Consider the following 20,124-nt stretch of genomic DNA (forward strand, 5'->3'; position numbering starts at 1 on the left):
GTCCTCAGCGGCCGAAGGTGTCGATGCCGGAGACGAGCCAGCGTCCGTCGCGGTGTACGACGTCGACGGCGAGCATGGCCCCCGCGTACACGCCCTCGTCCTCCGCGTCCTCCGCGTTCTTCGCGTTCTCCGCGTCCTTCGCGGTCCCGGCGGTGCTGACGCTGCTCTGGTCGGCGTAGACGAGGACCCGGGCCCGGTCGCCGTCGATCCGTTCGACCGCGCTCTCGGTGACCGTCGTGGTGATCACCGCCTTCTGTTCGTCGGCCCGCTCGCGGACGTCGGCGAGCAGGGCTCCGTGCTGGTCGACGGCCTTTCCCGTGAGGAGGTCCTCCGCGGCTTCCTCGAGGGCGCCGGGGTCGGTGTGGTCGTAGGAGAAGAGCGCGTCGACGGCCTTGGCCGTCTGTCCCTTGATCTCGCTGGTGCGGGCCAGGTCGGTCAGGGCGGTGTTGTGTCGCGCGGGGTCGTCCCGGAGCGCTTCGGCCTCCGCGTGCGCCCAGCCGGCGAAGCCGCCGAGGAGCACGGTCAGCGCGCAGAGCGCCACGAGGCCCACCGGTCGGCGCGGCCGGGTCCGGGTGGCCTTCTCGTCGTCGGCCGCGACCGGTTCCGCCGCCCGCGCGGAGGACGAGGACGAGGACGGGGCGCCGGAGGGGGTCAGGACTGCCGTGCCGCGCGTACGGGTCCGGCTCCCCGTGCTCTCCGGGGTCCCGGCGGAGACGGCGGGCCGGGTCTCGCGGGCCTGGCGGCGGCGCTGGCGGTTGATGTGGTGGCGGGTCGTCGACATGGTGCGGTGTCCTCCTCGGTGCGGCCGGCTGCCGCGGTACGGGACCGGGTCAGCCGGCCGATGTGCCGCCCACGGGTGCCTGGCCCAGGGCGCTCAGCTTCCACCGGCCGTCGGTCCGGGTGAGTTCGCCGAGCATGCGGCTGTCCTTGTCGGTCTTCGCGCCGTCGGACGCCTTGACGGTGATGCGCAGGGCGATCAGCACCCGGGCGCGGCCGGCCCGGTCGTCGAGTTCGGTGACGGCGCCCGACAGCACCCGGGCCGTGGTGACCGTTTTCGCCGCCTTCACCTGCTCGGCGAACTCCGCGCGTCCGGAGGACAGTTGTTCGTGCAGTTCACCGGTGGTCGACGACTCCCAGAGGTCGAGGCCCCGGTCCACGTCGCGGTGGTCGAGCGTGTTGAGGTTCTGCACGGCCTGCTCCCCGGCGGCGAGTGCCTCGTCCCGTTGCCCGGCGTACGCGGCCCGGTCGTCGTGGGCCGCGTGGTACCAGTCCTGACCGGCCCACGCGGCGAAGCCGCCCGCGACGAGGGTGAGGGCGAGGGCCAGGGCCGGCAGCGGCCGGGAGCGGGTTCCGGTGAGGGCGCGGACCACGCGTTCCATGGGGTGCTCCAGTCTCCCGCGCACGTTCAGCGGGCCTTGATGTCGACGATCCGCCACCGGTCGTCCTCGAACCGGGCCGTGACGGTGAGCTGGGCCGCCGCGGTGGTGACCTCGCCCTCGCCCCCGCCCTTGTGGGAGGTCTGGTCGAGGAAGACCAGCAGACGGGCCTCGTCGCCGTCGAGTTCGACCACTCCGGTGCGGACGGCCCGGGTGCTCAGGGTGACGCGCTGCTCGGTGAGGTCGTCGCGGACCTGCTCGAAGAGGGTTTCGTACTGGCGGGCGGCGCGACCGTCGAGAACGGTGCGTGCGGAGCGCTCGGCGGCCGCGGTGCCGTCCGGTGTGTAGGAGAAGACACGGGCGAGGGCGTTGCCGACGTCGCCGGCGACGCGGGTGGTGGCCCCGGTGTCGGTGAGCGCGTGGTTCCGGGCGGACGCGGCCGACCTCAACTGGTGGGCACCGTGGAAGAAGCCGCAGCCACCGAGGACGAGCACCACGACGGCTGCGACGAGGGCGGCCCGCCGCAGCCGCCCGTCCGGCGGGCGGTGGGGGCGGGCACCGTCCGGCGCGTCCGCGGCGGACCCGGGCTCCTGCCCGCCCTCCTTCTCGGCGGACTCGGACTCGCCCCCGCCCTCCTTCTCGACGGACTCGGGCTCGCCCCCGCCCTCCCCCTCGGCGGGCGCGTCCGCAAAGTCCGCCTCCGCGCCGGGTTCCGGCGGTCCGCCCCTGCGCAGCAGTCGCGTCAACGTCATCGGTCGCCGTCCTCCTTCTCGCCCTCGACCGGTACCGCGCTCAGCGCCCTCACCTTCCACTCCCCCTCGCCCGTGCGGGCCAGGACCGCCTCCAGGCGCTTGCGGTCGGTGGTCGGCCTCTTCGTCCCGGCGGGTGTGACCTCGACGCGGACGGTGGCGATGAGCTTGGCCGTGCCGGACCGTGTGTCGAGCGCGGTGACGGCGGCCTCGGTGACCGTGCCGCGCGCCGAGGCGCCCGCCTCGGCGTCGGTACGGCCCAACTCCTCGCGCAGCGGCCCGGTGGAGGCGGCGCGCCAGGCCCGGATGCCCTGCTCCGCCCGCTGCCGGGTGGAGGCGTCGAGCGTGGTGAGCACCGCGATGCCCGCCCGTCCGTCGGCGAGCGCCTCGTCCCGCTCCCGGCCGTACGCGAGCGAGTCGTCGGTACGGGCCTGCGCGTACGTCCACGCGCCGGTACCGCAGAAGCCGAGGGCCAGTACGAGCCCCGCTCCGGTGAGGATCCGGGCCCTCCTCATCGCGAACCGCCGGCGGCCGGGGTGAGGAGTCCCGACAGGTCCGCCGGTGCCTCGCCGCTCCGTCCGGGCAGGGCGAGTGCGCCGGGGAGCGCCGTGGACCCGTCCTTCGCCGGTGTCCCGCCGCCGCCCGAGGGCAGGGAGCCGGGCCTGGCCGGTTCGGGCACCGCGCCGCCCTTCGGGGCGTTCGCCGAACCACGTACGTTCGACCCGCCCGAGGCCGGGGCGGTGCAGGCCGCGCCGGTGTTGAGGGCGGGTGCGGTGCCGAGGTCGAGGCCGTTGCGGTAGCGCGTGGCGCCGTATCCGTCGGTGCAGGGCAGGGGGGTGAAGAAGGTGACGGCCATGCCGAGGTTCAGCTTCCCTCCGTCGACGGCGGTGGCGCCGGCGGCGACGGCCGCCGGGTACTTCACGAGGAGTTCCTCGATGCCGCGCTGCCGGGTGACGGCGACCTCGGAGGTGGTGAGGAGGTTGGCGAGGACGACGCCGAGGCTCGGGTCGAGGTCCCGCAGCAGGCCGCTGACCTGGGTGGCTGCCTCGGGGGTGACCGCGAGGAGGCGGCGCAGGTCGGCGTCGGAGCCCTTGAGGGCACGGGCCAGTTCCTCCGCCCCGGTGGCGAAGTCGCGGATGGCCTTCGCCTCCTGGGCCTGGGTGCGCAGGACGGTCTCGCCGTCGTTGATGAGCAGGGTGGTGGACGGCAGGGCGCGGTCGGCGGCCTCGACGAAGTCGCCGCCGCTGTCGAGCAGCGCCTGGAGGTCGTCGCCGTGCCCTTCGAAGGCCTTGCCGAACTCGTCGACGACCGTGCGCAGATCCTCCAGCGGGACGGAACTCACGAGTTCGTCGACGCTGGTGAGGACGTCGGTGACGGGTGCGGGCACCTGGGTGTCGGCCTGTTCGACGCGGGTGCCGTCGGCGAGGTAGGGGGAGCCGTCGCTCTCGGGCCGCAGGTCGATGTACTGCTCGCCGACGGCGGAGAGTCCGGCGACCACGGCCTTGGTGTCGGCGGGGATGCGGGGGGCGGACTTCTTGATGCGGAGTTCGGCGACGACGCCGTCGGCGGTGAGGCCGATCGGGCCGACGCGGCCCACCGAGACGCCCCGGTAGGTGACGTCGGAGTGGGTGAACAGGCCTCCCGTGTGCGGGAGTCGCACGTCCACCGTGTAGTAGTCGGCGACGCCCACGTACCGGCCGAGGTCGGCGTAGCGGATGCCGAGGAAGGAGAGGGCGAGGACGGCGATGAGGAGGAAGGCGAGGTTCTTCAGCCGTACGGCGAGGGTGATCACCCGCGCTCACCTCCGGACCCGGACACGGAGGGCAGCGGCAGCGGCGAGGCGGGCCCCTTCTTCGCGGCCGGGTCCGCCCCGCCGTACACCGTCGCGGACGCGGACGGAGAAGGCGTGTCCTCGTCCACGATCGGCGGGATCACCTGTGTCCCCGGTACGGCGGCCATGTTCAGGTACGCGTTGAGGTAGTCGCCCTTCACCCCGCGCAGCACCTCGTCGGTGAACGGGTACGTCACCAGCACCTGGAGCGAGTCGGGCAGGTCCGTGCCCGCGTCGGCGAGCGCCTTCAGCGTCGGCGCGATGGCCTTGAGGTCGGCGATCATGTCGTCCTTGCTCGCGTTGATGGTGGAGACGGCGACGCCGGAGAGCGTGTCGAGGGAGCGCAGCATGGTCAGCAGTGAGCCGCGCTGCTTCTCCAGCGTCTTCAGTCCGGGCGAGAGGTCGGTGAGGACGGTGCCGACGTCGTCCTTGCGGGTGGCGAGGGTCGAGGAGAGCCGGTTGACGGCGTCGAGGGCGTCGGTGATGTCTCCCCGGTGGTCGTCGAGGTCGCCCACCAGGGTGTCGACCCGTTTCAGCATGGAGCGGACCTCGGGTTCGCGTCCGCCGAGGGCCGCGTTGAGTTCCTGGGTGATGGTCTTGAGCTGGTTGACGCCGCCGCCGTTGAGGAGCAGGGACAGCGCGCCGAACACCTCCTCGACCTCGGTGTTGCGGCTGGTGCGGGCCAGCGGGATGACGTTCCCGTCCGCCAGCCTGCCGGCTCCGGTCTCCTTGGCGGGTGCGACGAGCTGGATGTACTTCTCGCCCAGCAGGCTGGACTGTTCGAGCCGTGCGGTGGCGTCGGCGGGCAGCCGCACATCGCCGTTGATCTCCATGGTGACGCGGGCCGACCAGTCGTCGCGGCCGAGTTCGATGCCGGTGATCCGGCCGACGGCGACGTCGTCGACCTTCACCGCGGCGTGCGGGACCAGGTTGAGCACGTCGTGGAGTTCCGCGGTGACGGTGTAGGGGTGGTCGCCGAGGTCGGCGCCGCCGGGCAGCGGCAGGTCCTCGATGCCGTCGAAGCGCGGTGCTCCGACGGTGACCGCGCCGAGGGCGAGGGTGAAGCCGAGGCCGAGGGCGACCAGTCCGCCCGCGGTGAGGCCCACGGCCCGGCCCGTGGTGAGCGTGTCGCGCTTCATCGGCCGCCCCCCTTCCGCCCGTCGGTCGCACCGGCCACGGGCAGCGGCAGCAGCGGGCCGCCGATGCTGATCTCGTTGAGGTTGGCGCGGCCGTCGAGGGTGCGGGTGTCGGGGTTGTAGGCGTTGACGACGTTGCCGGCGGCCAGCGGCGCCACGTCCAGCGCCTCGGCCAGCGAGGCCCGTTGTTCGACCAGGGTCCGGGTGATGGGGACGAGCCGGTCGACGTTCTTCTTCAGTTCGCCCCGGTTGTCCTCGATGAAGGTCTTGACCTGGCCGAGGGCCTTGCCGAGTTCCTCCAGCGCGCCGGTGAGGTCGTCCTTGTTGTCGGCGAAGAAGCCGACGACCTCGTCCAGGCGTTCCTGCGCGGTGCGCACGTCGGTGTCCTTGTTCTTCAGCATGGTGGTGAAGGTCTGGAGGCTGCTGAGCGTCTTGAACAGGTCGCCGCTGCTGCCGTCGAGGGTCTTGGCCGCCTTGCCGAACTCCTCGACGCTCTCGCCGATGGCCTCGCCGTTGCCGTCGAGGTTGGCGGCGCCGGTCCTCAGCAGTTCGGACAGGGCGCCGTCGGCGTTGGCGCCGTCCGGGCCGAGGGCCTCGCCGAGTTCGGTGATCGACTCGTAGATCTGGTCGATCTCGACGGGGAGGCGGTTGCGCGAGGCGGGCAGCACGGCGCCGTCGGCGAGGGCGGGACCCGTGCTGTGGGCGGGGGTGAGCTGCACGTAGCGGTCGGCGACGACACTCGGCGCGACGACGACGGCCCGCGCGCCCTCGGGGACCTTGATCCCCTCGTCCAGGCGGAGGCCGACGCGGACCGTGGTGCCCTCGGGCCGCACCGACTCCACCTCGCCGACCCGTACCCCGAGGACGCGCAGGTCGGATCCGGCGTAAATGCCGGTGGCGCGGTCGAAGTAGGCGGTGATGCGGGTGCCGTCGGATTCGAGGGCCCGGACGGTGGCCACGCCGCCGGCGGCGAGCACCAGGAAGGCCAGCACGCCGGTGAGGATCTTTCCGCGTCGGTTCATCACTCACCGCTCCCCTGGGCCGCCGCCGGCTGTTTCGGCGGCAGGCATCCGGTCTCGGGCTGGGAGGTCTCGGGCAGGTAGTCGCGGGGCACCACACCGCACAGGTAGCTGTCGAACCAGCGGCCGTTGCCGAGGGTGTTGCCGACCAGGCGGTAGTACGGGCCGACCAGCGCGAGGGTCTTGCCGAGCTGGGTGTTGTTCTCCTCCAGGACACCGGTGACGCGGCTGAGGGCCTTGAGGGTGGGGCCGAGCTGCTTCTCGTTGTCCTCGACGAGGCCGCCGAGTTCGGTGCCGAGGTCCTTGCTGCCCTTGAGCAGGGCTTTGATGGCGGCGCGGCGGTCCCTCAGTTCGCCGAGCAGGGAGCCGCCGTCCTCGATGAGGGTCTCGAAGCTGGACTTCCTGTTCTCCAGCGTCTTGGTGAACCTGGCGCTGCCCTTGAGGAGTTCGGAGAGTTCCGCGTCGCGCTCGGAGACGGACCTCGACAGGTCGGACAGGCCGGTGGCGGCCTTGCGCACATGCGGCGGGGAGTCCTCGAAGGTGTCGGAGATGGTCTCGAAGCTCTCCGCGAGCCGCCGCGTGTCGATGTCGTCGACGGTGCCGCTGAGGTCCTGGAACGCCTGGGTCACGTCGTAGGGGGAGGTGGTGCGGGTCAGCGGGATGCGGCTGCCGGGGTCCTGCCGGCCGGAGCCGAGCGGGTCGAGCGCCAGGTACTTGTCGCCGAGGACGGTCCTGATGGCGATGGCGGCGGTCGTGCGGTCGCCGAGCCAGGCGTCCTCGACCTCGAAGGTGACCTTCACCTTGGCGCCGTCGAGTGCGACGCCGGTGACCCGGCCGACCTTGACGCCGGCGATGCGCACCTCGTCGCCCTCGTCCAGGCCCGCCGCCTCGGAGAAGTCGGCGCTGTAGGCGGTGCCACCGCCGAACGGGAGCCGGTCCACGTTGTAGGCGAGGAGGGCGATCAGGGTGAGGACGAGCAGCCCCACGACGCCGACGGCGACGGGGTCGCGCTCTTTCACGGGTTTGATGCGCGGGCGCTTCATCCGCGGCACCTCGATTCGGTGATCGCGATGCCGGTCGGCGGTTCGGAGCCGTCGGAGGTGGTGACTCCGCTCACGCGCGCCTCGCAGAGGTAGAGGTTGAACCACGATCCGTAGGAGGACAGACGGGCCAGGGCGGTCATCTTGGCGGGGGTCTTCTCGAGGAAGTCCTCGATCTGCGGGGTGTGCTCGCCGAGGTTCGTCGAGAGCCGGCCCAGTTCGCGGATGTCCTGCTCGAGGGGCTCCCGTCCGTCCTCGAGGAGGTCGGCGGTGACGGTGGTCAGGTCGCCCATGGCCGCGACGGCCTTGCCGAGGGGTTCGCGGTCCTCGTTGAAGCCGGTGACGAGTTCCTGGAGGGTGACGACGAGGTCGTCGAAGCTGTCCTCGCGGTCGTTGAGGGTGTCCAGGACGGTGGTGAGGTTCCCGACGACCTGGCCGATCACCTCGTCCTTGGCGGCGACGGTCGTACTGAGCGAGCCGATGTGGCGGATCAGGCTGTCGACGGTGGCGCCCTCGCCCTGGAGCACCTGCACGATCGATCCGGCGAGTTCGTTGACGTCCTTCGGGGAGAGCCCTTCGAACAGCGGTTTGAAGCCGTTGAAGAGCAGGGTCAGGTCGAGCGCGGGCGTGGTGCGCTCCAGCGGGACGGTGCCGCCCTCCTCCAGGGTGCCGGTGAGGTCGCCGCTGCCGCGGCCGAGGGAGACGTAGCGCTGGCCGACCATGTTGAGGTACTTCACCGCGGCGGTGGTCGACCGGGGCAGCCTGCGGTCGTCGCGGACGGTGAAGGTGACCTGCGCGGTGCGCCGTTCCACCACGCGTACGTCGGTGACCTCGCCGACCTCCACCCCGGAGATCCGTACGCTGTCGCCGTCGACGAGTCCGGTGACGTCGGTGAACAGGGCCTTGTAGGTGGTGGTGCCGGTGTCGGAGCCGACGCCGGTGTTGGCGACGCCGATGCCGAGCACGGTCGTGGCGAGGGCGGTGACCACCACGAAGGCGAGGGACTTGAGCAGCGGCCCGGTCAGCGGGCGGCGCCGGGTGTGCGCGTCGTCGGCGGTGGTCATCCGAGGGTCACCTCCGTACCGCGGTAGGCGGGGCCGACGAGCAGGCTGCTCCAGTCGGGCAGGTCGCCGGGGCTTTTCCCGGCGGCGGGGGCGAGGAGTTCGTTGACGAGGTCGTTCTCCGCCGGGGAGTTGGCGGGTCCGAGGTCCTGCTCGGCCGCGGGGCCGGCGGCCGGCGCGGTGGGCCGGGGAAGCGAGCCGAGGTAGGGCACGGAGGGGCAGCGGGGGCCGCCGCCGGAGTCGTACACCGGGGTGTCGCGGCCGGGGCGGTAGGCGCCGCGCGAGGCGACGGTGGTGACGTCGACGTGGATGCCGGGCCGGTCGGTGCCCTTGCCGAGCGCCTTGTCCATGGCCGGGACGAACTCGGCGAGGGTGCGCAGGGTGCAGGGGAAGGCCGAGGAGTACTCGGCGAGCAGTTCCAGGGTGGGCCGGCCGGCGGCGCCGAGCCGGATGACGTTGTCCTTGTTCTTCCGCAGGAAGGCCGTCACGTCCTCGGCCGTCCGGGTGGTGGCGCCGAGGGTGGCGGCGAGTTCGGCCTCCTGCTCGGCGAGGGTGCCGCTGGTGGTGGTGAAGTCGGTGAGCGCCGTGATGATGTCGGGCGCGGCGTCCGCGTAGACATGGCTGACCTTCACGAGTTCCTTGAGGTCACGGTTGAGGGCGGGCAGGTGGGGGTTGAACTCCTCCAGGTGCTCGTCCAGCAGGCTCAGCGTCTCGCCGAGCCGGCCCCCGCGGCCTTCCAGGGCCTGTGAGACGGCCGACAGGGTCGCGGAGAGCTTCTGCGGCTGGACGGCGGTGAGCATCGGCAGGACGTCGTCGAGCACCTGCTGGAGTTCGATGGCGTTCTCGGAGCGGTCCTGGGGGACGACGGCTCCGGCGGCCAGGGGTTCGGGCGAGGGGTTCTCGGGCGGTACGAGGGCCACGAACCGCTCGCCGAACAGGGTGGTCGGCAGCATCTGCGCGCGGGCGTCGGACGGTACGTCGTCCAGCGTGCCGGGCTTCATGGCGAGGGTGAGCCGGGCCCCGTCGCCGGTGGCGTCGATGGCGCGGACCTCGCCGACGACGACGCCGCGCAGTTTCACCTCGGCGCCCGGGTGCATCTGGTTGCCGGCGCTGCCGGTCTCGACGACCACCGGGTCGGACGCGGTGAACCTCTTGTCGTAGACGGCGACGGCCAGCCAGATCAGCAGGGCGGGCACCAGCACGAACACCACCCCGGCCAGCCGGTGGCGCAGCGTCTGTCCTCGGGTTCCTCGGGGTCCGCTCATCTCACCCCGCCACCTTCACGGTCGTGGTCGCGCCCCACAGGGCGAGCGACAGGAAGAAGTCGGTGACGCTGATCAGCACGATGGCGTTGCGCACGGACCGGCCGACGGCGACGCCGACACCGGCGGGGCCGCCCGAGGCGCGGAAGCCGTAGTAGCAGTGGGCGAGGATCACCATCACGCTGAAGATCAGCACCTTCAGCACGGAGAGCAGCACGTCCGTCGGGGAGAGGAAGAGGTTGAAGTAGTGGTCGTACGTCCCCCGGGACTGTCCGTTGAACAGGACGGTCACATAGCGGGAGGCGACGTAGGAGGAGAGCAGTCCGATCGCGTAGAGCGGGACGATGGCGACGACGCCGGCGATGATGCGGGTGGTGACCAGGTAGGGCATGGAGCGGACGCCCATGCCTTCGAGGGCGTCGACCTCCTCGTTGATGCGCATGGCGCCGAGCTGGGCGGTGAAGCCGGCGCCGACGGTCGCGGAGAGGGCGAGTCCGGCGACGAGGGGGGCGATCTCGCGGGTGTTGAAGTAGGCGGAGACGAATCCGGTGAACGCGGCCGTGCCGATCTGGTCGAGGGCCGCGTAGCCCTGGAGTCCGACGACGGTCCCGGTGAAGAGCGTCATCGCGATCATCACGCCGATGGTGCCGCCGATGATCCCGAGGCCGCCGGAGCCGAAGGCCACCTCGGCGAGCAGGCGCTGCACCTCCTTGAGGTAGCGGCGCAGGGTCCGCGGGATCCACAGCAGGGCCCGTACGTAGAAGAGCAGTTGGTCGCCGGAGCGGTCGAGCCAGACGAGCGGGGAGGCCATCGGACCTCAGCCTCCCTTCGGCGGGACGATCTGGAGGTAGACGGCCGTCATCACCATGTTGACGAAGAAGAGCAGGAGGAACGTGATGACGACGGACTGGTTGACGGCGTCGCCGACGCCCTTGGGGCCGCCGCGCGGGTTGAGGCCCCGGTAGGCGGCGACGATGCCCGCGATGAACCCGAAGACCAGCGCCTTGAGTTCGCTGATGTAGAGGTCGGGGAGCTGGGCGAGGGCGGAGAAGCTGGCGAGGTAGGCGCCGGGGGTGCCGCCCTGCATGATGACGTTGAAGAAGTAGCCGCCGAGGATGCCGACGACGGAGACCAGGCCGTTGAGCAGGACCGCCACGCCCATGGCGGCCAGGACGCGGGGCACGACCAGCCGCTGCACGGGTGAGACGCCCATGACCTCCATCGCGTCGAGTTCCTCGCGGATCTTGCGGGAGCCGAGGTCGGCGCAGATGGCCGAGCCGCCGGCGCCGGCGATCAGCAGGGCGACGATGAGCGGGCTGGCCTGCTGGACGACGGCGAGGACGCTGGCGCCCCCGGTGAACGACTGGGCGCCCAACTGCTCGGTCAGGGAGCCGACCTGGAGGGCGATGACGGCGCCGAAGGGGATCGAGACGAGGGCGGCGGGCAGGATGGTCACGCTCGCGACGAACCAGAACTGTTCGACGAACTCGCGGAACTGGAAGGGTCTTCGGAAGACGGCGCGGGCGACTTCGGCGGCGAGCGCGAAGAGCCGGCCGGTCTGCCGCAGCGCGCCGGTGATCACGCGCCGCTCCCGGCGGTGGGCATCGGCAGGGTGGCCGCCTCGGAGTTCTTCGCGTAGGTGTCCCGGATGGCGGAGCGCGCGGCGGGCGGCAAAGTGTCGATCATGCTCATGACACGGTTGCGTCGTCGGGCGACGGCCCGGCGCGGCGGGAGGCCGGGCGACGGCTCCAGCTGCGGGACGATCACCCGGGGTGCGGCGGGGGCGGAGGAGGCGGCGCCCGCCTCGGCGGCGAGGGTGGCCGCGTCCTTCTCCTCGGACATCCCGATGGGGCCCTCGCGCCGGCCGCCGAGGAACTGGGACACGACCGGCTCGTCGCTGGTGAGCAGCACCTCGCGCGGGCCGAAGGTGACGAGTTCGCGCCGGAAGAGCATCCCCATGTTGTCGGGCACGGTGGCGGCGATGTCGAGGTTGTGGGTGACGATCAGCATCGTCGCGTCGATCTGCGCGTTCAGGTCGATCAGCAGTTGGGAGAGGTAGGCGGTGCGGACCGGGTCGAGTCCGGAGTCCGGTTCGTCGCACAGGATGATCTGCGGGTCGAGGACGAGCGCGCGGGCCAGGCCGGCCCGCTTGCGCATGCCTCCGCTGATCTCTCCCGGAAGCTTGCCCTCCGCGCCCAGCAGCCCGACGACCTCGATCCGCTCCATGACGATGCGGCGGATCTCGGACTCCTTCTTGCGGGTGTGCTCGCGCAGCGGGAAGGCGATGTTGTCGAAAAGGGACATGGACCCGAAGAGGGCCCCGTCCTGGAACATGAGACCGAACAATTTACGGGTCTCGTAGACATCCCTTTCGGGACTGTTCACCATGTCCACTCCGTCGATGAGGACACGGCCCTTCTCGGGTTTGAGCAGCCCTATGAGCGACTTCAGGAAAACGGTCTTCCCGGTGCCGGACGGACCCAGCATCACGCTCACCTCTCCGGCAGGAAGGGTGAGTGTCACGTCCCGCCAGATGCTCTGCTTACCGAAGGACTTGGTCAGGCCCTCGACCACTACTTCGATTCCCATATCACCTCCAGCGGACGTCAATCGGATATGTGCCGCGGGCGCACGTTAAGTCGGCGCGGAGCGCACTGACAACGGGTGCGGCACCGGATCCCCACCGACCCTCCGGAACTTGTCACCGCGCACACAACACACCGGCCCCGCACTTGTCTCCGGGGAGACAGGGCAGGGTCCCGCGGCTCCGGGGGGTGTGGATCCGTGAGACCCTGCCGACGGACGCCCGAGCCCGGTGGAAGGGGGCCGGAAAGCGCCCGTCATGGCTCCGGCCGACGGGGGCCACCGACCTGGAACCGAGCACCACACCGGCACGTTACGGCCGGGTAACCTCGACGGGCAACACCGGAATCCGAGTTTTCCGGGATACCGACTCCGGCCATCCGGAACCTGTCACGGAGGACACAAAAAACCCTCCCGATGTTGTCGGCGGGTGAGTGTCACGACCCCCGATACGGGGAGCACCCGAAGAGCGCGATCATCTTCACCGAACGCTTCCACCTTGGCAGCGCGTGACTAAGGCGAACCGTGAATCACTCACTGGGGAAACAGCTTGTTCCACTTTTAAAAGAATCATGGACAACCGCATTGTTCGGCTAAGTTTCCGGCGAGTAACGTCACCGCTCACTGCAGGTCAACCCTCAAGGAGAGTCCCGAGTCATGAAGAAGAACACGAGAAGGTCAGCCATCGTGGTGTGTGCGGCCGCGTCAGCGCTGGGTCTCGCCGCCGGCCCGTCCTCCGCGGTGCCCTCCACGGTGTGGACCGTCACCCCCTCACCGGCCTCGTTCCAGGCCGTGAACGTCGGCAACATCGTGCTGACCGCCACCATCCCGATGACCTGTACGACCTCCAACGCGGCCGGTGTGATGAACAGCGCCACCGGCAACCCCGGGGACGTCGCCGACATCAACACCATGAACTTCGGTGCCGCCGGCTCGCCGTGCACCAGTGTCCTGGGCAACGTCACCACCACGTCGGTCACCCCCTGGGACGTCGTCGCGGAGGACTACAACGCCTCGACCGGTGTCACCACCGGCTACGTCGGCGACGTCACGGCCAACGTGACCGCCGGCGCCTGCAAGTTCACGGTGACGGGCGAGGCCTCGGCCACCTACACCAACTCCACCGGCATCCTGGCGGTCAACAGCGTCGCCGGTGAGCTGAAGGTCAGCAACCCCGTCAACTGCGGGGCGATCGTCACCGTCAACACCAAGCCCACCTTCAAGGGCAACTACGCCGTCAAGGTGGCGGGCACCGGCGTCATCCCGACCATCGTCGGCTCCAACCCGTAGACCGCCCCCGCTCACGTCCGCCCGGCCGGCGACCCCGGCCGGGCGTTCGCGGGCTCTGTGCCGCGTCCCGCTGACACCGGTCTCCTATCGAGCGGAGTTGTATGAGAGTCCAACGAGCCGCCACCCCGCGGCCGTCCCGTGCCCGCGCCCGGACCACGTCGATCGCCGCGTTCGTCGTGCTCGCCGCCCTGATCCCGACCACGGCCTCCGCCACGGGCCCCCAGGAGGTCGAGGCCGAACTCCCCTACATCTGCACCCTCCCCTCGGGACAACTGCCCGCGACGGTGCGGATCTCGGCGGACTTCCCGGAACGGGCGGAGAGCGGCGAGGCGTTCTCGCCCACCGGCGTCACCACCACCGTGGAGCTCCCGGCGGAGGCCGTCGCGGATCTCACCGCGCGTGAGGCGGCCGAGGTACGGGCGGCGACCCGGCTCGCTGTGGGCGTCGCCCAGAACGCGGCGACGGCCACGGCGACTTGGCGCGGAAGCGCCGAACCCGTCACCCTTCCCGCCTCCGGACCGCTGACACTGACCACGAAGGGCGACGTCCCCTCGGTGGCCGGCCGGAGCGACGGCGACCTGACCTTCACCGCCGGCGACCTCGCGATCGACCTGGCGCTCGGCACGACGGACCCGGCGGACACGGCCGCCGCCGACCCCGGCTCACTGACCGTCGACTGCTCCCTCGCCGAGGACGCTCCGGACCAGGGGCTGCTGGCCACCGTACCGGTCGGCACGGGCGGCCCCGGGGCGAGCGGCCCGCCTTCCCCGTCCGGGTCCGCGGAGCCATCGGGCTCACCGGAGGACGGGCAGGGGGACCGACCGGAGGAGCGGCGAGGGGACCGGTCGCCGAAGGTGCTGGAGAACTCGCCCGGCACCGCCGCGGACCGCGACGTACCGCCGTGCCGCTACGACGAACAGCACCCGCCCACGGACGTGTCGCTCAACGCCTACGTCACCGGCTACGCCAACGTGAAGAAGCTGAAGAGCGCGGCGTACCTGCCGCCGTCGTGCGTGCTGATCGAACAGGGACTCCCCGTCATGGGTCCCCCCGACCCGGAGTACCTGATCTTCGACACCGTGTCGTACGCGAACTTCCACTACCAGGAGCGCGAACAGACACCGCCCTTCGACGCGACCTTCCTGTCCTTCGACTTCGCCCCGGTGAAGGCCACCATGGTGCTGAAGCAGACGGGCCCCATGCGGATCGACTCACGCATGAAGATGAGCCTGATCGACTTCACCACGATCACGGACACCTACGTCCGGGCCCCGCTGGTCCTGCACGTACTGGACCTCGAGGTCAACGGGACCCCCCTGGACGTCGGTTCCGGCTGCCGGACCGAGACGTCCCTCGTCTCCGAGGACCCGGACCCCGCGAACTTCCCGGGCGACCACCTGGTGCTGTACGGCCGGGGCGAGCAGATCATCGGCCAGCCGGCCACCGGTTACCTGCTCCTGAGCGGCGGCACGCTGTCCGGCGAGACGACCATCCCCGCCTTCACCGGCTGCGGCACCGACGGCGAGAACCTCGACCGCCTGCTCACCGCCTCCGTCTCCGGTCCCGGCAACCTCATCAAGCAGGTCCAGGGCCAGACGTGCGCGATCGCCGCCCCCGTGTTCCCGAGCCCGACCAACGAAGGCCAGTGCACCGAGGACCTCCAGCCCTACGAGATCCCCGTCGCCGAGCACTGATCCCCTGTCCCCCACTCCACGGAAGGCCACCACCATGCCCCCGATCTCCACCCGCACCCGGCTCGCCACCGTGTCCGCGCTGACCGCGCTCGGCGCCTTCGCCTCCCTGGGCACGGCGACCGCCGCCGACCCCGCGCTGAACGGCGAGTGGGCTCCCTTCACCCGCTGCCCCGTGGACGCCCCGGCGATGCTGGCCGCCGACGGCTTCGACAAGACCCCGCAGTGCGTGGTCTCCACCTCGGCGAGCGGCTCCATCAAGCTGGGCGACACCACCGTGACGACCGGCAGGACCAACCTCCAGATCGGCGTCGTCCAGAACGCGGACGGCACCAGCAGCGTGGTCGCCCCGGCCTCCGGCGCGCTGGTCGCCGAGCCCGCCACCGTGCCCGGCGGACTGCTCGGCCTGATGTGCCCGAGCGACATATTCGTGATCACGGGCATCTGCGAGTCGCTGGAGAACTCCAGCCTCAACAAGATCACCGCGACCATGGAGTCCGTCGGCGCGCCCTACGCCTTCGACCAGACCGCGGGCGTCCTCACGGACACACCCATCGTCGCCCTGCCGGTCCGCATCCACCTGGAGAACCCGCTCCTCGGCAGCAAGTGCTACATCGGAACGGCCGCCGACCCGATCGTGCTGCGCCCCGAGAACCGCGAGTACCCGGCGTTCGGGATGACCTTCTTCCAGGGTGACGGCACCCTCGACCCGGCCGGCGAGATGAGCCGGATCAACCTCACCGGCGCCACCCAGAACGACAGCACCTTCGCCGTTCCCGGCGCCACCGGCTGCGGCCTGAACATCGGTCTGATCAACGCCGCGGTGAACGCGAAGACCGGGCTGCCCTCCGCCTCCGGGAACAACAGCCTGACCCTCAACGACACGCAGACCCACCTCACCGGCCTCAACGCCCCCGGGACCGCCGCCCCCGACGCCGGCAAGGTCCTGGCGGAGAACTGGCACTCCGCCGCCGAGTAGCCACCACGGGACCGGAACCGCGCGGCCGCCCCGGCGGTCGACTCTCACAACCGTGACGCGATTCCTCCACAAGTGATGTACAACACAACAAAGTTGATTTACCGTCAGCTTGCCAAGCCGGTGAACACCGGTGGACCGGTCCGGGTACCGCCCGACGAGGGCGGGGCCCGGCCGGCCGCCCCACCGGACATGTCGGAGAGCAAGGGGATCACTCATGCCCTCAAGCGCGCGTCCCTCGGTGCTCGGTGAACCGCTCGACCCGCTCCCCAAGAAGTTCGCGGCCTTCATGCGACCGCTGCTTCCGGGGCTGCTGAACGAGATACGGACCGAGGTCACCCGCACCTACCCGGTGTACGGCAGGCTGCTCAACGGCCCGGACGGGGACGCGATCCGCCAAGGCGTCGAGCAGGCGCTGACCGCCTTCGTGGACCGGGTGGCCGACCCCGGCAGCAGCTCGGAGCTGCGGGACGAACTGCTGCGCAGATTCGGCCGGGTGGAGGCCTACGAGGGCCGTGACCTGGAGGTCCTGCAGGGCGCCTACCGGCTCGGCGCCCGCATCGCACTGCGCCGGGCCAAGACACTGGGACGGCAGTACAGCCTCTCCCCCGCACTGGTCCTCGCCTTCGCCGACGCCCTCTTCGCATACGTCGAGGAGCTGGAGGCGATCACCCGCGAGGGGTACGCGGAGGTGCGGGAGCGGGCCGCCTCCGAGGAGTCGGCGTTACGGAGGCAGTTACTGCACTTCCTCCTGGCCTCCTCGCCGATGCCCCGGACGACCGTCTCCGAACTGTGCAAGGCCGCCGCCTGGGAGCTGCCCCGCTCGTGCTTCCTCGTCGCCCTGCGTCCTCCGGTGCCGGAGCACATCCAGGCGGGACTCGACAGGGACGTCCTCGCCGACCTGGACATACCGCAGCCGCACCTGCTCGTCCCCGGGGACCTCACCCCCCGGCGCCTCGACATGATCCGTACGGCCCTGACCGGCACCCGTGCCGCGGTGGGCCTGACCGTGCCGATCGCGCAGGCCGCCGACTCCGTCCGCTGGGCCCGCCGTGTGCTCCAGCTCGTTGACGACGATGTCATACCCGACGCCCCGCTGATCCGCTGTGAGGATCACCTGACGACCCTGTGGCTGCTGTCCGACTCCGCCCTCGTCGACCGGGTCGCGGCGCGTGAACTGGCCGCGCTCGACGAGTTGCCCGCCAGGCGGCGCGACCGGCTCGTCGAGACCCTGCGGGTCCACGTCTCCACCCGGGCGCCCGCCGAACAGGTCGGCGAGATACTGGGCGTGCACGCCCAGACCGTCCGCTACCGCCTGCGGATGCTGGACACCTACCTGGGCGACCGGCTCGCCGACCCCGACCACCGCTTCGCCATCGAGGTGGCCCTCCGCTCGCTCCACCTGCGGGGCCACGACAGCGCGGAGTGACCCCGAGGCGGTGACGCCGAGGCCGGCGTGAGACCTCGTACGGGCCTCACGCCGACCGTATACCGACCTCACGCGGACCTCACGCGGACCTCACGCGGGCCTTACGCCGGGTCCAGCCGCCACTGCTGACAGCCGTTGTTCAGCCAGGTCCACTGGCGTACGTCGGCGCCGTCCGCGGTGGAGCAGCCGGCGACGTCGGCGACCTTGCCGGTGGCCTGGTTGACGATACGGACGTGACCACTGTCCGTCGCCACGAACCGGAACCGCTGGCAGGTGTTGTCCAGCCACGACCACTGCCGCAGGTCGGCACCGTCGGCGGAGGAGCAGTTCTCGGTGTCGAGCACCTTGCCGCCGGCGACGTTGACGAGCCGGTGGGTGTCGTCGCCGAGGTCCTCCAGGCGCCACCGCTGGTTGGCTCCGCCGTTGCAGGCGTACTGCTGCACATTGGCGCCGTCGGCGGACGAACTCCCGGACAGATCCAGACACTTGCCGCTGTTGCGGTTGGTGAGGGTGTAGGTGGTGGAGACGTTCGAGGGCTCACCCGAGGGTCCGGCCTGGCTCGCCCCGAGCCGTACGGGCGTACCGAAGTTCGGCGAACCGTCCGAGTTCCAGGTGAACTTCTGCGCCCTCGCCGTACGCCCGTTGTCGCACCCCTCGGACGCGGAGTCGTTGGCGTGGTAGACGATCCAGCTCTCCGTGCCGTCCGGCGAGGTGAAGAAGCCGTTGTGGCCGGGACCGTAGACGCCGTTGCCGTCACTGCGCTGGAAGACGGGCGTGGACTTCTTGGTCCAGGAGGACGCGGAGGCCGGGTCGGAGCCGGTGAGGGTGAGCTGGCCGAGCTTGTAGTCGGGGGTCCAGCAGCCGCTCGCGGAGTAGACGAGGAAGGTGCGGCCGCCCCGCTGGAGGATCTCCGGGCCCTCGTTGACGGTGCCGCCCTGCCGTTCCCAGTCGTACGTGGGCGTGGAGACGGTCGAGAAGGACGAACTCACCGTGTACGGGTTCGACATGCGCGCGGCGACGATGTTCTGCGTCCCGTTGTGCGTGCTGCCGAAGAGATACAGCCGTCCGTCGATGGTGGCGACGGTGGGGTCCAGCATCCAACTGGAGTTGAGCTGCCCCTTGTAGCTGTACGGCCCCATGGGGTCGGACCCGGCGCTCTCCAGGACGTGGCTGCGCTGGGTGGGGTTGTAGTCGGCGATGTTCTGCCCGGCGACGTAGTACAGGTACCAGCGGCCGTTGAGGTAGTGCAGTTCCGGCGCCCAGATGTTGCAGCACCGGGAGGCCGCGTCGCCCTGCCACACCTGCACGCTGGGGGCGGTGGCGAGACCGCCGAGGGTGGGCGACTTGCGGATGGTGATGACGTCGGTCCAGGACGTGCTGATCAGGTAGTAGTCGCCGTCGTGGCGGACGATCCAGGGGTCGGCGCCCTTCTGGGCCTTGACGGGGTTGCCGAAGGAGGCCGCCTGCGCGGACGACTGCCCGAGCGACAGGGCGAGCAGCAGCGCGGCCAGCAGGGTCAGTAGGCGACGGGCCATCCGCTGCTCCAGTTCAGGAGGTTGATGCCGAGCTTGGGGGTGCCGTTGTCGTTGCCGTCGTAGTAGTGGTAGACGATCAGGTCCCCGTCGACGTCGTTCATGATCGACTGGCCGCCGGGGCCGATGACGCTGCCGTGCGACTCGAGTACGGGCGTACCGCCGTTGTTCATCATCGAGACGCCGTTCTTGTCGCGGTACGGCCCGGTGACGCTGGTGGCGCGGCCGACCTTGACCTTGTAGGTGGAGCTGGTGCCGGCGCAGCAGGTGTCGTACGAGGCGAAGAGGTAGTAGTAGCCGTTCCGTTTGACGATGAACGGCGCCTCGACGGCCTTCGTCCCGGAGGGGCGGGAGGCGAGCGAGTAGCGGGTGGTGTGGGAGGAGAGCTGCTTCCCGGTGGAGGGGTTGATCTGGATCATCTTGATCCCGGTCCACCAACTGCCGAAGGACAGCCACCACTTGCCGTCGTCGTCGACGAAGAGGTTGGGGTCGATGGCGTTGTAGTCGCTGGAGGAGTTCGACGTGTGGACGATGCCGTAGTCGCTCCAGCTGCCCGGCTGTCCGGTGGTCGAGCCGGCCAGCCCGATGGCGGAGGTGTTCGACCCGAACTTCGAGACGGAGTAGTACATCAGGTACTTGCCGCCGTGGTACGAGATGTCCGGCGCCCAGGCCTCCGGTACGGAGGAGTAGTTCCGCCACCAGCTCGGCCGGGACGAGAACGCGTCGGCGCCGGCGGAGAAGGCGGTGCGGTCGGTGGAGGCCTTGTTGGAGATGCCGCCGCCGGTGGCGTAGAGGAGGTACTGCCCGGAGGAGGTCCGGATCATCGACGGGTCGTGCGTGATGACGGACCCGGTGACGCGGCCGGGGTTGGGGTACGCCGAGGCGGTGGTCGGCATCAGCGCCAGGAGGGCGGCGGTGGGGATCGCGAGGAGGGCGGTGCGCTTTCGGAGGGTGCGGCTCATGCGGGGTTCTCCTTGCGGTGGGGTGAGGAGACCGTTCGGGATTCCGAACAGCGATCGCAAGTTCGAACGGACCGTAGAATCGAACCACTTGCGCGTCAATGGTCCGCGCGGCCCCACTTGCCTCCGCACGGACGGCCCCGCCGAAAGAAGCGGGCGGGCCGCGCATGCACCGCGCCGGCCCGCCCGC

At 70.7% G+C, this 20,124-nt stretch carries 19 protein-coding genes; 4 read left to right on the forward strand and 15 right to left on the reverse strand.

Features of this window, described 5'->3' with window-relative positions:
• Positions 1–4: 4 nt before the first annotated feature.
• The 13 genes from AMK33_RS37800 to AMK33_RS37860 are packed head-to-tail and all read right to left on the reverse strand — an operon-like array spanning position 5 to position 12,063.
• Complete coding sequence (locus AMK33_RS37800; protein ID WP_073937793.1) at positions 5–781, reverse strand: hypothetical protein; 777 nt, start codon at positions 779–781, stop codon at positions 5–7.
• 49 nt (positions 782–830) lie between these two features.
• On the reverse strand, positions 831–1,379 hold the full coding sequence (locus AMK33_RS37805) for a nuclear transport factor 2 family protein (RefSeq protein WP_073937794.1): 549 nt from the start codon (positions 1,377–1,379) through the stop codon (positions 831–833).
• Positions 1,380–1,405: 26 nt separating this feature from the next.
• Entirely contained in the window at positions 1,406–2,128 is a 723-nt protein-coding gene (locus AMK33_RS37810; protein WP_073937795.1) for a nuclear transport factor 2 family protein, read from the reverse strand.
• Positions 2,125–2,640 (reverse strand): hypothetical protein, encoded by a 516-nt coding sequence (locus tag AMK33_RS37815; RefSeq protein WP_073937796.1) that lies wholly within the window; start codon positions 2,638–2,640, stop codon positions 2,125–2,127. The genes AMK33_RS37810 and AMK33_RS37815 overlap by 4 nt, the downstream gene beginning before the upstream one ends.
• Positions 2,637–3,917 (reverse strand): MCE family protein, encoded by a 1,281-nt coding sequence (locus AMK33_RS37820; RefSeq protein WP_073937797.1) that lies wholly within the window; start codon positions 3,915–3,917, stop codon positions 2,637–2,639. Before AMK33_RS37820 ends, AMK33_RS37815 begins: the two co-directional genes overlap by 4 nt.
• Positions 3,914–5,095 carry an MCE family protein gene (locus AMK33_RS37825; protein ID WP_073937798.1) on the reverse strand — a complete coding sequence of 394 codons (1,182 nt, stop codon included), beginning with the start codon at positions 5,093–5,095 and terminating at the stop codon, positions 3,914–3,916. The genes AMK33_RS37820 and AMK33_RS37825 overlap by 4 nt, the downstream gene beginning before the upstream one ends.
• Complete coding sequence (locus tag AMK33_RS37830) at positions 5,092–6,114, reverse strand: MCE family protein (RefSeq protein ID WP_073937799.1); 1,023 nt, start codon at positions 6,112–6,114, stop codon at positions 5,092–5,094. Before AMK33_RS37830 ends, AMK33_RS37825 begins: the two co-directional genes overlap by 4 nt.
• Positions 6,114–7,154 (reverse strand): MCE family protein, encoded by a 1,041-nt coding sequence (locus AMK33_RS37835; RefSeq protein WP_073937800.1) that lies wholly within the window; start codon positions 7,152–7,154, stop codon positions 6,114–6,116. Before AMK33_RS37835 ends, AMK33_RS37830 begins: the two co-directional genes overlap by 1 nt.
• Positions 7,151–8,215 (reverse strand): MCE family protein, encoded by a 1,065-nt coding sequence (locus tag AMK33_RS37840; RefSeq protein ID WP_073937801.1) that lies wholly within the window; start codon positions 8,213–8,215, stop codon positions 7,151–7,153. Before AMK33_RS37840 ends, AMK33_RS37835 begins: the two co-directional genes overlap by 4 nt.
• Entirely contained in the window at positions 8,212–9,477 is a 1,266-nt protein-coding gene (locus AMK33_RS37845) for an MCE family protein (protein ID WP_073937802.1), read from the reverse strand. Before AMK33_RS37845 ends, AMK33_RS37840 begins: the two co-directional genes overlap by 4 nt.
• Before the next feature lies 1 nt (position 9,478).
• On the reverse strand, positions 9,479–10,285 hold the full coding sequence (locus AMK33_RS37850) for an MlaE family ABC transporter permease (RefSeq protein ID WP_073937803.1): 807 nt from the start codon (positions 10,283–10,285) through the stop codon (positions 9,479–9,481).
• Positions 10,286–10,291: 6 nt separating this feature from the next.
• Positions 10,292–11,056: an MlaE family ABC transporter permease gene (locus tag AMK33_RS37855; RefSeq protein WP_073937804.1), complete on the reverse strand. Its 765-nt coding sequence runs from the start codon at positions 11,054–11,056 to the stop codon at positions 10,292–10,294.
• Positions 11,053–12,063, reverse strand: a complete 1,011-nt coding sequence (locus tag AMK33_RS37860; protein WP_073937805.1) for an ABC transporter ATP-binding protein — start codon at positions 12,061–12,063, stop codon at positions 11,053–11,055. Before AMK33_RS37860 ends, AMK33_RS37855 begins: the two co-directional genes overlap by 4 nt.
• A gap of 651 nt (positions 12,064–12,714) precedes the next feature.
• On the opposite strand from AMK33_RS37860, the gene AMK33_RS37865 reads away from it, so the two are divergent.
• The 4 genes from AMK33_RS37865 (at position 12,715) to AMK33_RS37880 (ending at position 17,443) form a co-directional block, all read left to right on the forward strand.
• Positions 12,715–13,347 carry a hypothetical protein gene (locus AMK33_RS37865; protein WP_073937806.1) on the forward strand — a complete coding sequence of 211 codons (633 nt, stop codon included), beginning with the start codon at positions 12,715–12,717 and terminating at the stop codon, positions 13,345–13,347.
• A 101-nt stretch (positions 13,348–13,448) separates the two neighbouring features.
• A complete protein-coding gene (locus tag AMK33_RS37870) occupies positions 13,449–15,041 on the forward strand; it encodes a DUF6801 domain-containing protein (RefSeq protein WP_073937807.1) in 1,593 nt (530 codons plus the stop codon).
• 34 nt (positions 15,042–15,075) lie between these two features.
• Complete coding sequence (locus tag AMK33_RS37875) at positions 15,076–16,017, forward strand: hypothetical protein (protein WP_073937808.1); 942 nt, start codon at positions 15,076–15,078, stop codon at positions 16,015–16,017.
• Positions 16,018–16,231: 214 nt separating this feature from the next.
• On the forward strand, positions 16,232–17,443 hold the full coding sequence (locus AMK33_RS37880) for a helix-turn-helix domain-containing protein (protein WP_073937809.1): 1,212 nt from the start codon (positions 16,232–16,234) through the stop codon (positions 17,441–17,443).
• A 101-nt stretch (positions 17,444–17,544) separates the two neighbouring features.
• Here AMK33_RS37880 and AMK33_RS37885 read toward each other — a convergent pair whose 3' ends face one another.
• Positions 17,545–18,978: a family 43 glycosylhydrolase gene (locus AMK33_RS37885; RefSeq protein WP_073937810.1), complete on the reverse strand. Its 1,434-nt coding sequence runs from the start codon at positions 18,976–18,978 to the stop codon at positions 17,545–17,547.
• Positions 18,960–19,937 (reverse strand): arabinan endo-1,5-alpha-L-arabinosidase, encoded by a 978-nt coding sequence (locus AMK33_RS37890; protein WP_073937811.1) that lies wholly within the window; start codon positions 19,935–19,937, stop codon positions 18,960–18,962. Before AMK33_RS37890 ends, AMK33_RS37885 begins: the two co-directional genes overlap by 19 nt.
• Between the last annotated feature and the right edge of the window lie 187 nt (positions 19,938–20,124).

It is taken from the genome of Streptomyces sp. CB02400 (genome assembly GCF_001905725.1).
GTDB classification, from domain to species: Bacteria; Actinomycetota; Actinomycetes; order Streptomycetales; family Streptomycetaceae; genus Streptomyces; species Streptomyces atrovirens.

What these genes read in the sequence shown, in the direction of transcription:
- AMK33_RS37885 (WP_073937810.1), bottom strand. Translation starts at nt 18,978, where the DNA reads ATGGCCCGTCGCCTACTGACCCTGCTGGCCGCGCTGCTGCTCGCCCTG.
- AMK33_RS37880 (WP_073937809.1), top strand. Translation starts at nt 16,232, where the DNA reads ATGCCCTCAAGCGCGCGTCCCTCGGTGCTCGGTGAACCGCTCGACCCG.
- AMK33_RS37800 (WP_073937793.1), bottom strand. Translation starts at nt 781, where the DNA reads ATGTCGACGACCCGCCACCACATCAACCGCCAGCGCCGCCGCCAGGCC.
- AMK33_RS37805 (WP_073937794.1), bottom strand. Translation starts at nt 1,379, where the DNA reads ATGGAACGCGTGGTCCGCGCCCTCACCGGAACCCGCTCCCGGCCGCTG.
- AMK33_RS37845 (WP_073937802.1), bottom strand. Translation starts at nt 9,477, where the DNA reads ATGAGCGGACCCCGAGGAACCCGAGGACAGACGCTGCGCCACCGGCTG.
- AMK33_RS37865 (WP_073937806.1), top strand. Translation starts at nt 12,715, where the DNA reads ATGAAGAAGAACACGAGAAGGTCAGCCATCGTGGTGTGTGCGGCCGCG.
- AMK33_RS37860 (WP_073937805.1), bottom strand. Translation starts at nt 12,063, where the DNA reads ATGGGAATCGAAGTAGTGGTCGAGGGCCTGACCAAGTCCTTCGGTAAG.
- AMK33_RS37835 (WP_073937800.1), bottom strand. Translation starts at nt 7,154, where the DNA reads ATGAAGCGCCCGCGCATCAAACCCGTGAAAGAGCGCGACCCCGTCGCC.
- AMK33_RS37870 (WP_073937807.1), top strand. Translation starts at nt 13,449, where the DNA reads ATGAGAGTCCAACGAGCCGCCACCCCGCGGCCGTCCCGTGCCCGCGCC.
- AMK33_RS37815 (WP_073937796.1), bottom strand. Translation starts at nt 2,640, where the DNA reads ATGAGGAGGGCCCGGATCCTCACCGGAGCGGGGCTCGTACTGGCCCTC.
- AMK33_RS37890 (WP_073937811.1), bottom strand. Translation starts at nt 19,937, where the DNA reads ATGAGCCGCACCCTCCGAAAGCGCACCGCCCTCCTCGCGATCCCCACC.
- AMK33_RS37850 (WP_073937803.1), bottom strand. Translation starts at nt 10,285, where the DNA reads ATGGCCTCCCCGCTCGTCTGGCTCGACCGCTCCGGCGACCAACTGCTC.
- AMK33_RS37875 (WP_073937808.1), top strand. Translation starts at nt 15,076, where the DNA reads ATGCCCCCGATCTCCACCCGCACCCGGCTCGCCACCGTGTCCGCGCTG.
- AMK33_RS37830 (WP_073937799.1), bottom strand. Translation starts at nt 6,114, where the DNA reads ATGAACCGACGCGGAAAGATCCTCACCGGCGTGCTGGCCTTCCTGGTG.
- AMK33_RS37825 (WP_073937798.1), bottom strand. Translation starts at nt 5,095, where the DNA reads ATGAAGCGCGACACGCTCACCACGGGCCGGGCCGTGGGCCTCACCGCG.
- AMK33_RS37810 (WP_073937795.1), bottom strand. Translation starts at nt 2,128, where the DNA reads ATGACGTTGACGCGACTGCTGCGCAGGGGCGGACCGCCGGAACCCGGC.
- AMK33_RS37840 (WP_073937801.1), bottom strand. Translation starts at nt 8,215, where the DNA reads ATGACCACCGCCGACGACGCGCACACCCGGCGCCGCCCGCTGACCGGG.